This is a genomic window from Nocardia sp. NBC_00565 (genome assembly GCF_036345915.1).
Classification (GTDB): Bacteria; Actinomycetota; Actinomycetes; order Mycobacteriales; family Mycobacteriaceae; genus Nocardia.
The window spans coordinates 4,703,921-4,715,534 of the sequence record NZ_CP107785.1 but is presented as its reverse complement, the minus strand read 5'-3'; the positions used below and the strand labels follow the sequence as shown (position 1 = coordinate 4,715,534).

Here is an 11,614-nt window from a genome sequence, read left to right as displayed (position 1 = left end):
TTCGCTGAGAGAGGAGCGCGAGCCCGCGAAGAGCGTCGACCCAGGGTTCCGGCGTTGCTGGTCAGCGGGTGGGTGAGTTCGGGTGTCGCGGGTGTGGAAAGGATTGTTTGACCAATGCCGGGCCGTTTGGACATGGACCCCGAATCGCTGCGCCGACTGGCCGCCGCGCAGGAAGAGGCCGCGGCACGGGTCCGGCGTTGGGCTAAGCGGCCCGATGACTGGCTGAAAAGCTTTATCCACAATTACGGCCCGATCGCCCTTCCGGTGAAACAGGCAATGGACGGCTATTACGACGACCGGGAGCGGGCTGGCAATGCCATGGCCGACCAACATCTCCGCGCGGCGCGGAACTTGCGAGAGGCCGCCGCTGAGTACGAACGGTCCGATGACGAGGGCGCCCGGGACATCAGCCAGGTGAGAATCGGGCCGGGTCCCGACCATCCGTCGGCACCCGGACCGTCGGATCCCGGCCCGGCCGTGCCCCATCCGGCGGAACCCGGTCCCGCACAACCCGGTCCCGCAGAACCCGGCCCGGCCGAGTCTCGCCCGACGGAACCGCTTCCGCCGCAACCCCCCTCGGCAGAACCTGGCCCGATGGGCCAGCCATCCACAGGTGGCCCGTTCGTGCCCCCGGCTCCGTTCGTGCCCATCGTCCCGTCCGGCCCCGGCGTCTCGGTTCCGCCGATATCGGGACCGGCCGGGACTGTCGCGCCTCCGTCCGCCGCCGGAACGGGCCCGGCCCGCAGCGTCTCGCCCGGTCCAGCGGTGAGTGCGCCGGCCGCGCCGCCGCCCGCTGGCCCGTCCGGCCCGCCCGCTGGCCCGGGCGCCAGAGTGTCGGCACCCACATCGTCCGGCGATGGCGCCGCAACCGCACCCAGCGCCGCGACGCCGTCGCCGGGCACGCTGCCGGCAGCGGTCTCTGCGGCCCGTGAACGCGCGGCCCGTTCGGCGCGCGTGGCCGATGCACCGGTGAACGATGATCTGGTGGTTGCGCGTACCTTCCTGGCCGCCGTGCTGGCCGCGACGGAGTCGACGGTGGTCGGAGTGTCGTGGGCGGTGGCGGTACTGCGCGGTTCGTATGGCGCGGGGCTGTTCATCACCACCAATGAGGGCCGCGGTTGGTTGCCGGCGGGCCTGTTCTTGCCGCGTGAGGTATCCACACCCTGGCTGTGGGACAAAACACTCGACGACGGCACCGGTAGCCCGTCCGCGGTCTGGGAGGGGATCGCCGATCCGGCCCGGGTATTGGTGGAGTTCGGCCGGGTGTGGGGGGCGAAGGCCGGTGCCGAACTCACCGCGCTCGCGTCGTCCGGTCCGATCGATGCGCGGCTGCGTGCCCAACTCGGTATCGGCATTGCCGAGGGCATGATCGGTCCCGCCGCCGACGTCGACCTGCGGATACCTGCCGTGGGCACGGTCGATCGGCTCGGGCTGACCAGACCCAACGATGCCTTCGAACATAATGCCCCGGAACACCTTGTCGCCGCGCCCGATGCGCCGCTGCGGGAGCGCTGTCTGGAACTCGCCGCTGACACGCACGCGCGGCTCGCCCGCACCGGGTCCGTTCCGGCAGAGGCGGTCGAGATGTCGCGGTTGCGGGATCGGATCATCGCCGGTCTGCAAGCCGGGCAGGAGGTTCCACGGCAGTGGTGGGACGAGCTGCGCGCTGCCGACGAGCTGCTCGCGGCGAGTCTGTTGACCCGCCGGGTCCCCGTCGCCCATATGGGTCTCGGCGACCTACGTGCCGACGACCGGGCCGACGCTTTGCGCGCGCTTGCTTTCCAGCGCCGCTGCACGGAACTGGTACTTCTACTGGACGGTGAAACCAGCTGGCAGCAGTTGCGCGATCAGGTATACGCATATGAGCAGGTCGTGAAACATCCGGTGTTCGCGGATGTTGCGGCGGTTGTGGCGGCACCGGAAAGCGGCCGGTATCAACGGCCGGTCGATATACACCGGGTTACTGCGGAATCGAATGAACGGGTCGTGTCTTCCGATAACAACCGGTGGGGTTGAGAGGTGCCATGAGTGCAGGTAGCTTCTATGAGTACGTTGATGGCAAGTTCCAATACGTCGTCGGGGGAACGCCGCAGACCAAAGGGTATTATTACCAGGAATCTGGCGACGGAACCTTATCGCCTTACTACGTCAAAGACGACGGGCACCGCGAACACATAGACTACTTCGATAGAAATATCGTCGACAAGGACGGGAATCTACACCCGTACAACGCGGACCGGATTTACCAGAGCACTTCTGCCTCCAAAGAAACGTCCGGGAATATAGCGGATAAAGGTAAAATTGGCGATTTCGATCCGCCGAAGCCCGACACGCCGAAGGCCGAGCCGAAGACCGACGAGAACAAGCTCCCGGATGTCAAAGACCGCCGTACCGACCGGGTACTGCCCTGGGAGCACCTGGCTCCGGAAGGATCCGAAGCTGTCACCGACGGCAAGGCGCGCGATTCGATCACCAACGGTGACTATACGGTCAAGCTGAACTCGGACAATGAGCTCATTCTCACCGACAAGGACGGCAATCAGCTGTGGGGATACTCCGGGGCCGACGCCGCCGACCTGTTCTCGTCGAACTACGAAATCAAGGTCGATCCGGACGGCAGCATCAAGCTCATCGACCCCAAAACCCATGAGGTGGTGCGGACCCTCCGCAAGGCGGGGGACCCCAAGCATGCGAAACTGGTACTGCTGTACCATCCGCCGGCCGAATCCGAGAAATTGCGCATCGCGATCGATGAGGCGCAGAGCGCGATGCAGTTGCAGGCGGACTGCTTCGCAAAAGGAAAGGCCGCACTGGCCGAGGATGTCGGGGACTGGCTGCACAACCAGGGGTTGACCGACAAGGATAATAAATCCTCGATCACCACTTCCTATAACGAGGAATATCTCAACTACGACACGCACGTCAAGAAGCACTTCAAAGATCTGGACGAGAAGATCCGTTCGATCGCGCTCGACACGGCACAGGTCAACAGCGATGCGTTCGGAAAGATAATGGACCAGGTCAACGTACTCGACGATCGGTTGCGCGATGTCACCGAGAAAGATACGGAAGTAAAGTCCGTAGGAACGATGGGATACGAAACCTACAGACGCATTCTGCCCGACATAGAGATGCCGCTCTTCGGTCTTATCGATAAGGCCGTGACGGCTGTCGACAATATCGTCGACAATGCGAAACAGGCAAATTCCGACAATGGAGATAAGGCGGGTAAGGAAACGCCCGAATACAAGGCAGGCAAGGACGCCGGGTATAAAGCCGGATATAATGCCGGGCTGGCCGCAGGGCAGAACGGCGGCGATGATAGCGGCACCACCGACACCACTACGACCCCCACCGATTGGAGTGACAGTTTCAAAGACCTGCTGACCTCCGGTGAGGAGGGTGGCACCGACGATACGTCCGGCACCACCACCGAGGACACGACAACGGGAACTAGCGGCGATAATTCCTCAATACTGTCTGCGATAAATTCTGCGATCGACAAGATCCAAAACGGGAGCACGACGTCGTCCAACAACGGGGCGAACAACGGGTCGACCGCCAACAACAGCGGTGCTGATTCGAGCAGCAACGCGATGCAGCAGTACATGATGATGCAGGCGTTGTCGGGCATGTTCAATAAGGACAAGCAGCCACAGGACAGCGATCAGGCCAGCGCGGACGAAGCCTACTACCGTCGCCGCGCCGCCGAATCGCAGCAGACGGCGCAGGCCGGGACCGCCCAACCGGCCACGCTGACCGATGCCACATCCGGTGTGGTATCCGCATCGCCCACATCGCCGCCAGCGGTCTACGCACCCAATTCGATGGTGGATATGAAGCTGCCCGATGGGTCGACGCAGAAGGTGTCATCGGCGGTGGCGCAGGCGGTGAACAAGGAACTGAACAATCCGAATGGCAGCGATGCGCGGTCGGCATATGCGGGCACTCCCGCTGCGGGGACGTTTCCGGGCAATCAGGTCGACAGCTCGCACCTGCAGACCGGTGATGTGGTGCAGTGGGACAACAATCGCACCGGACTGGTGGTTGTCGAGGGTGGTCGACTCGAGTTCATTGTCAACGGTCAACTCGTTCCACTCGACCCGAACAACCCGCCGAGTGGCGGCGATTATGGCAACTTCCAAGGGTTCTTCCATCCCGGTGGCACCGATGTCAGTACCACCCAGCAGGCGGCCGTTCCGGCCACACCGGGTGCGGTGACGGCCCCGCCGACCGCACCCGCGGCACCGCCCGCGGTGAGCGCGCCCGCCGCCGCCACCTGAGTCGCATCCCCGGCCGGACGGATTCCGGTCGGGGTTCGCATCGATTCGGCGACAATGCCTGCGCTGCAGGCGACTCGATGTGCCGTCAGCATCCGCGACTCCGCTGTGTCCACGTCCTGAGCCGATCTCGGCCGGTTCGGATTCCGGCAGGATCGATGTCGGGTTCGACGACTTTGCCTGTATCGCAGCCGAATCGGTGGCATCGGTGACTTGGCTGTGTTCGCGCTCGCCGCGATTCGACTCGCCCCCGGCCGCGTCGAATTTCCGGCGGGGGCCCGTCGATCCGACGACTATGCCTGCACTACCGCCGAATCCGGCTCGTCCATCTCGTCGTCGACATTCTCGACCTCTTCGGTGTCCGCACCGGTCGCAGTCGATCCCGGCGGCCTTGTGGTCGATCGCCGGACGTTCGCGCGAGCCGGTACCAGGGGCGAATTCGCCGCGGGCGCAGCCGATCCGGACGCATTCGGATCCGCCGGTGCGGCGGCCGCTGGTTGCCCGGTGGCGCCGGGAGCCGGTGCCGGGGTGGGGCTGCCCGGTGCGGGGGCGGTTCCGGGGGGTGCCGCTTGTGCGTCCTGCGGCTGTGCGCCTTCGGTGTGCTGGTCCTTGTCCTTGTCTTTGTTCTGTGTCAGGAGCTCTTGGGCAACCGGTGCGGCCGCCATCGCCAGCATCGGGACCATAGACGCGAGGCTCTGCAGCATCTGCCCCAATCCGCCACTGCCGGAATCGCTGCTGCCGCTACTGGAGCCGCTGCTGTCGGAATCCGAATCGCTCGAATCGCTCGAGTCGCCCGCCATATCCGCATTCGCATCGGCGACGGCGGTGACCTTTTCGTAGACATCCTCGACCGCCGCGGCAATGGCCTTCATGAGCGCCACCTCCTGCGTGGCCTTGAGCTTGGCCGAACCGACCGCCGCGAGTTTGATGTTCAGGTCCTTGACCACGGTCTTGATGGAACGCAGCGTCCGATCGTTCGCGGCCTGGACCACGATGGCGGTCTTCATCACCTTCTCGTCCATCGTCAGCAGAGCGGTTTGCGTGGTCTCCACCTTGTCGAGCGCCGCCTCGTACTGATCGGCGGTAATACTCTCGCCGAGGCTCTCGTAGACCACCGGTTTCATCAGGTCGTCCACATTCGGCGGCGGCTCGGTCGCGCCCCGACCCAAAAGGTCGACCGCAGTTTGTATTTCGGTTTCGGCCAAGGCGATGAAGGATTTCAGACCGGTATGCGCGCCCGGCGGAACAGTCAGCTCAACGGTCCAGTAGTGACCAGTCTTGTTGGTGTCGCAGGTCGGGCTGGCGCTGCTGGAAGTGCTCGACGAGTCGGCAGCGCCCGTACCATTCGACCCGGCCGGCGGGGGCGGTGGAGAGGTTTGCGCGCCGGTTGTCGATGCGTCCGGCGTCGGAGAGCCGGGAGTTGGGGAGCCCGGAGTCGGAGAGCCCGGGGGCGGAGAGTCGGCAGCCTGCGAATCGAGAGCCTGAGAGCCGGGAGTTGGCGCGGCAGGGGAGCCCGGAAAACCCGGCGAGATCGGTGCGGAGAACAGCGTTTGCACGCCTCCCATGGCAGTTTCCGTCCCATCTGCTGCCATGTCGCGACACCGCCTCTCTTGTAAGTTCCTCATATTGTCCCGGCTTCCCGCCGTTGGGAATGCGAATCGTCCGAATATCGCGCACTTGCCTCATAGTCGTATGAATCCCAGACCTGGGAAGGAATGGAATGGCGCCCACACTGACGGACGACCTGCACGGCGTGCTGCAATCATTGCTCGGGCTCTACGGTGACGGCCAGCCCGACCCCGGCAGCTCGATGAACCTCGTCGAGGCGATCACGCATCAGCTGCAGGCGCACACTGGCGCGGGTGCGGTCGGTTACACCGATGCGCGCAGCCTGCAGACGGCGATGACCGAATCCCACGCCGGCCGAGATGGCGTGGTGTACAAGGCAGTCGCCGAATCGAGCGACGGCACCATCAACGGCCGAAACAAACTGGCCGATCAGATCTCCGAGTTCCGTACCCGCGCGCTGGCGATCGCATCGGTCGGCGATACCCGATTCAGTGGACCGGCATTGCTCGATGCGGCACAGACCACTATTGCCAATGCCACCAAGCAGGTCGATTCCGATGTCGTGGCGGTCCGGCAGCGGGCGGCCCAGATCGCGCCCGCCACCACGAAAGAGGTAACCCGGCGCAAGACTACGACAACGCGACGTCGCCGCCGGGCCCGTTCGCGCTCGGCGGTCCTCTCCCGCGGTGGCCGGGTGCGGGTGCCCTCGGACGGGACCACCGGCAGCAAGGCCGTCGGCGCGGCCAGCGCTTGGCTCGGCACGCCCTATATCTGGGGCGGCGGCGGCGCGGGCGGACCGAGCGGGGGTGGCTTCGACTGTTCCGGGCTGACCCAGTACGCGATAGCCCAGGCCTCCGATGGCCATGTGGTGCTGCCCCGGACCACCTATGAGCAGATCTACAGCGGGGTGCGGGTGTCACCGCATGATGTGCGTCCGGGCGACTTGGTCTTTCCCGCAAGTTCATTCAGCGCGCGCGGACCCGAGCACGTTCAACTCGCCGCGGGCAATGGCATGGTCATCGAGGCGCCGTACTCGGGATCGACGGTGAAATGGTCGCGTATGTCCGATAACGCCGTCGTCGTGCGGGTGCTGTAGTGGCCAAGGGCATCGCGCCGGAGCTCGCCTACTTCCTGGACTGCTGCGGTGTCCGGTATCCGGATATCGACGAGGGTGAGATGCGGGGGCTCGCCGTCAAGGTGCGCGCCTTCGCCACGAATATCTTGGGGAGACCCGCGACCGGCATCAGCAAGGGAGCGGGCTCGGTCGACCCGCATCTGGTCGCGACCAAGGCAAGTGCGAGCGCTGAACATCTGGCGGAGCTCGACCGGGCGTGCGCTGTGGTGGCGAAGGCGCTGGACGCGGTGGCGCAGGTGATCACGGCGACCAAGACCGTGGTGCTCGCCGAACTCGCCGCGCTGGCAACGACTTACGCGGCCATCATGGCCACTCCCGCAGCCGGGACGATCGGTCCGTCGGTTGCGGCCGCGGCACGCCGACTGTGTTCGCAGCTGGAACGGACGCTGGTCGGCTACATCGTCGCCGATGCGATCGCGAAATCCCTGGAACCGCTGGGGCGCAGCATCGACACCATGCTTACCGGGGTCTTCGCCGATGCGAATCCGAGCGACGGCCGGGCCCAGGATCTACTGCGGCATACGGTGAGTTTCGCCGAAGAGGTGGCCGAGACCAGCCGCGGCCTGATCCGCGACGGCGGGACCGGACTGCCCGCGCAGCAGCAGCTCAAGCAGACCCGTCCGCGGGGGTTCGTCACGCCGTGGGCTCGCGCCATTCGTGCCTCCACGGCCCACGGGACTACTCCGAAGGTGGTGTCCGCCCGGGCTTCCCGATCCGTGGACAGCCGTGCGACGACGGCACGTAAGCCCCGGGAAACACCGTGGTCGAAACTCGCCCGCCAGCCGGAAGTGGTCCGGTCGACAGTGACGGTGCCCACGGTCCGCCGCCGCGATCGGGGGTAGCGCTGCCCGGCGAGGAACGGCGGCCGCGGGTCGTGGGGAGGAAAAAGAGATCGGCGACCGGCAGCGGTCCATGCGGGAAAGGAAAAGGGTTGCCGACAAGGGGCCGTGAGGCCAGCGGAGTGCGGCGGCCGACGATGTGTGGGGGGTGTCGACCGGCCGCCGCACGGATGAATCGCCGAGGTAAAGGGTTGACGATCCACCATTCGCCATGCGGTAGCGGGCTGCCGGATTTCGGCCTCCAGTCACCGATGGAGGGGCTGGGTCTTCGGGATGAGGTACCGTCGACCCGAATTCATCATACCGCTGAATGACGGCACATTCAACAGCGTGCCAATGACTCTGAACAACTAACTAGCTGCGCCAAGGCTGCCGCGGCTTCCCAGTGTTGGGAATAGATCAACGTGGTAGTTGGGCCCGAAGTAGCTATCTTCGGTCAACGAGATCGTCGGAAGGGAAGTCCGAGTTGTCTGCGGCCGAGGACGCGTTCTACACAGGTGTTCAGAGTCTGGCGCTGGTCGCTGGCGGTGTACGAAACGAACAACAAGCGGCGGCCGCCTTCCGTGCCGCCACTGATCTGGACCCCGACATGTGCGATGCCTGGCTGGGGCGGGCCATGGCGGGTGAGGTCAACGCCGAGGTGATCTACGGCGCTTATCGTTCGGTGCACAATCTCTATCGAGATCAGCAGCGTGCCGGACTGGTCGATCGGGCACTGTGGTGCCAGGTCGAGATCGGGATCTACGGGCTGCGCGTGGCCATGGCGGATCGCGATCAGATCGCCATCGCTCAGGCCTGCGCCTATGCCGATGGTGGCGAATGGCAAGAAGCTTTGGCCATTCTCAACGAGGTGGCGCGCGATGACGTCGCCGACTTCGTGCGTATGTCGTTGTTCTTCCGGACCAAGCAGTGGCTCGATGTGCTCACCGCGCGCAATGCCAAGCCCTCGCTCGAGGACGGCCTGCTGGATATCGCGGCCGAACTGATGACCGCGCAGTCGCTCGCGCACCTCGGCCGGTTGGGTGAGGCCATGCCGCGCGCGCAACGCATCGTCGAGGACAGCCAATCCGGCAATCTGTCCTACATCTGGGCGGATGCGCACTACCTGCTCGGCATGCTGCTGCGCCACGACGGTGATCACGATGCCGCCGACAAGATCCTCAAGGGGCTGCAGGGCTCCGCGCTGTGGCCGGATCGCCCGGAGTGGCAACGTGCGGTGCGGGACAAGGTATTTCGACTCGAGATCACCACCGCCGAGGTGATCGCCTCGCGCAGCAACCAGTGGGATCCGAAGTCCGGTGACGACCCGGCCGAGGTCGCGGCATCGGCCGCGAAGATGCAACGGGAGTCGTTGCTGGCCGAGGCGTCCGACTTGCTGCGCACGCAGATCGGCATGGACTCGGTCAAGGAGCAGGTCGACCGGCTCAAGTCGGGTGTGCTGATGGATCAGGTGCGGGCCAAGCGCGGGCTCGCCGTCGATTCGCGCTCTCAGCATTTGATCTTCTCCGGCCCGCCCGGCACCGGCAAGACCACCATCGCCCGGGTGATCGCCAAGATCTTCGCGGGTCTGGGCGTGGTCGAGAACGCCGAAGTGATCGAGGTTTCCCGCAACGATATGGTCGGCACCCATCTCGGCCATACCGCGCCGAAGACGAACGCGTTGATCGACTCCGCGCTGGGTGGTGTGCTGTTCATCGACGAGGCGTACACCCTGGTCCAGGAGGGCCTGTCCGGCGGTGACGCATTCGGCAAGGAAGCCGTCGACACGCTGCTGGCCCGGATGGAGAACGACCGCGACAAACTGGTCGTGATCATCGCCGGATACGAGGACCAGATCGACCGGTTCCTTGCCTCCAACGACGGTCTGGCCTCCCGCTTCACCAAACGGATCCGCTTCTCCAGCTACGACGCGGACGAATTGGTGCGCATCGCCGATTACATTGCGCGCAAGAAGGATTCGATCCTGTCCGAACGGGCCAAGGAAGTCCTGCGCGACCGCTGCGAAACGCTCGCCGAACAGACCAGGAACGGTAGGCGGCTGATCGATCTCGCGGGCAACGGTCGGTTCGTGCGCAACGTGGTCGAAGCTGCCGAGGCTGAGCGGGACTATCGCTTCACCAGGGATAACGCGGACATCCTTTCGATGACCAACGAAGAGTTGATGACCATCGACGCCTTCGATATCGCCGCGGCGTTGACGGGCCTGGCGCCGGCCGCGACGGGCTGACCTGGTGGCACGCTTCCGGGTGGTGACCAAGCACCAGATATCGGGGTGGCGTTTTCTGCTGCGCCGCATCGAGCACGCGCTGGTCCGCCGGGACGCGTCGATGATCGATGATCCGCAGCGCGGCCGGTCGACGGCGCTGACGATCGGTATCGCGCTCGCCTGTGTGCTGATCGCCGGTTCGGCGGTGCTGGCATTCTTCAAGCCCGCCAAGAAGGTGGGGGATTCGAAGATCGTCTCGGAGAAGGACACCGGCGCGCTCTTCGTGCGCGTCGGCGGTCGACTGCATCCGGCGCTGAATCTCACCTCGGCGCGGCTCATCATCGGTTCGGCGGACAACCCGGTGCCGGTTTCCCGCGACGAACTGGCCAAGTACCCGCGCGGACCCTGGGTCGGTATTCCGGGTGCGCCAGGGACGATCGCCGACACCACCGACCGGAATTCGTCATGGACGGTGTGCGATACCGCGAAGATCGGCGCGGCCGCCCCGGTCAATCCGACGACCGGATTGCCGACGGTCGCGTTGTCGCCGGTGCAGACCACCGCGATCGGCGGTCCGCTCACCGTCGACGGTGATGCGATCCGCAGGCTCGGTCCAGACGAGGCCCGGTTGCTGCGCGATGACACCACCACCTGGTTGGTGTACTCCGACCCCCAGCAGGGGATCGTCCGCGCGGCAATAGATCTGCGCGATTCGGCAGTGATCTTGGCGCTGGGTATCGATCCGACCTCGACGGTCGTCTCCGCCTCGAAGGGCTTCATCTCCGCCATCCCCGAGGCGCCGCCGCTGCGGGTGCCCGCGGTACCGGGCTCGGGTGAAACCGAGACATTGTCCTCGGGCCTGAGCGTTCCGGTCGGTTCGGTGCTGACGGTATCCACGCCCGACCGTGGCGCCTCCTACTATCTGGTGTCGCAATCCGGTGTCGTGCAGATCAATTCGGTACTGGCCGCAATGATCCGCAACGCCGATTCGCACGGCACGGTCGGGACGAGGACGGTCGGACCCGATGTGGTCGCGGCGAATCTGCGACCGGGCGCGTGGCCGGGCACGGCGGCCTATCCGAGCCGTCCGGTCCACGTGGTGGATCCGCAAAAACTCGGTGTGACCTGCTATCACTGGTCGCGTTCTGGCACCGATCCGAATGCCGCCATCGAACTGCTGGTGGGACGGCAGCTGCCGTTGACAGTGGAGGAGCAGGGCAGAACTGTCTTCCTGGTCACCGCGACCGGATCGCGCGGGACCACCGCCGACGCCGCGTATATGCCGCGGACCACCGGCCGATTCGTCCAGGTGACCGGCGAGGATCCGGGCTCGCCACGGCGGGAGTCGATGTTCTGGATCTCCGACAGCGGCGTCCGGTACGGCATCGACACCAACGACAAAGGCGACGCGGCACAGACGCTCGGTGCGTTGGGTTTGCGCAATCCAGTCCCCGCGCCGTGGAGCGTCGTATCGCTGTTCGCCGTCGGCCCCACGTTGTCCCAGTCGGACGCCAAGCTCCAGCACGATGGCATCCCGACGGATAAGGCCGTCGCCGGACTTCCTGGTGGAACCTCGTGACGGCCA

The 11,614-nt window shown here is 65.3% G+C and carries 7 protein-coding genes; 6 read left to right on the top strand and 1 reads right to left on the bottom strand.

The window, feature by feature from the left end:
- The first annotated feature begins 114 nt into the window (after nucleotides 1-114).
- Both OG874_RS22420 and OG874_RS22415 read left to right on the top strand, forming a co-directional pair.
- On the top strand, nucleotides 115-2,016 hold the full coding sequence (locus OG874_RS22420; protein ID WP_330257081.1) for a type VII secretion target: 1,902 nt from the start codon (nucleotides 115-117) through the stop codon (nucleotides 2,014-2,016).
- Between the two features lie 8 nt (nucleotides 2,017-2,024).
- Nucleotides 2,025-4,283, top strand: a complete 2,259-nt coding sequence (locus OG874_RS22415) for a hypothetical protein (RefSeq protein WP_330257080.1) — start codon at nucleotides 2,025-2,027, stop codon at nucleotides 4,281-4,283.
- A gap of 290 nt (nucleotides 4,284-4,573) precedes the next feature.
- Here OG874_RS22415 and OG874_RS22410 read toward each other — a convergent pair whose 3' ends face one another.
- The gene (locus OG874_RS22410) at nucleotides 4,574-5,485 is read right to left on the bottom strand and encodes a hypothetical protein (protein ID WP_330257079.1); all 912 of its coding nucleotides are present in this window, start codon (nucleotides 5,483-5,485) and stop codon (nucleotides 4,574-4,576) included.
- A gap of 515 nt (nucleotides 5,486-6,000) precedes the next feature.
- Here OG874_RS22410 and OG874_RS22405 point away from each other — a divergent pair.
- The 4 genes from OG874_RS22405 (at nucleotide 6,001) to eccB (ending at nucleotide 11,608) form a co-directional block, all read left to right on the top strand.
- Nucleotides 6,001-6,945 (top strand): C40 family peptidase, encoded by a 945-nt coding sequence (locus tag OG874_RS22405; RefSeq protein WP_330257078.1) that lies wholly within the window; start codon nucleotides 6,001-6,003, stop codon nucleotides 6,943-6,945.
- A complete protein-coding gene (locus tag OG874_RS22400; protein ID WP_330257077.1) occupies nucleotides 6,945-7,826 on the top strand; it encodes a hypothetical protein in 882 nt (293 codons plus the stop codon). Before OG874_RS22405 ends, OG874_RS22400 begins: the two co-directional genes overlap by 1 nt.
- A 463-nt stretch (nucleotides 7,827-8,289) precedes the next feature.
- Nucleotides 8,290-10,050, top strand: coding sequence for a type VII secretion AAA-ATPase EccA (eccA, locus tag OG874_RS22395; RefSeq protein WP_330257076.1), 1,761 nt, complete (start codon nucleotides 8,290-8,292; stop codon nucleotides 10,048-10,050).
- A gap of 22 nt (nucleotides 10,051-10,072) precedes the next feature.
- Nucleotides 10,073-11,608, top strand: a complete 1,536-nt coding sequence (eccB, locus tag OG874_RS22390; RefSeq protein WP_330257075.1) for a type VII secretion protein EccB — start codon at nucleotides 10,073-10,075, stop codon at nucleotides 11,606-11,608.
- Nucleotides 11,609-11,614 lie beyond the last annotated feature (6 nt).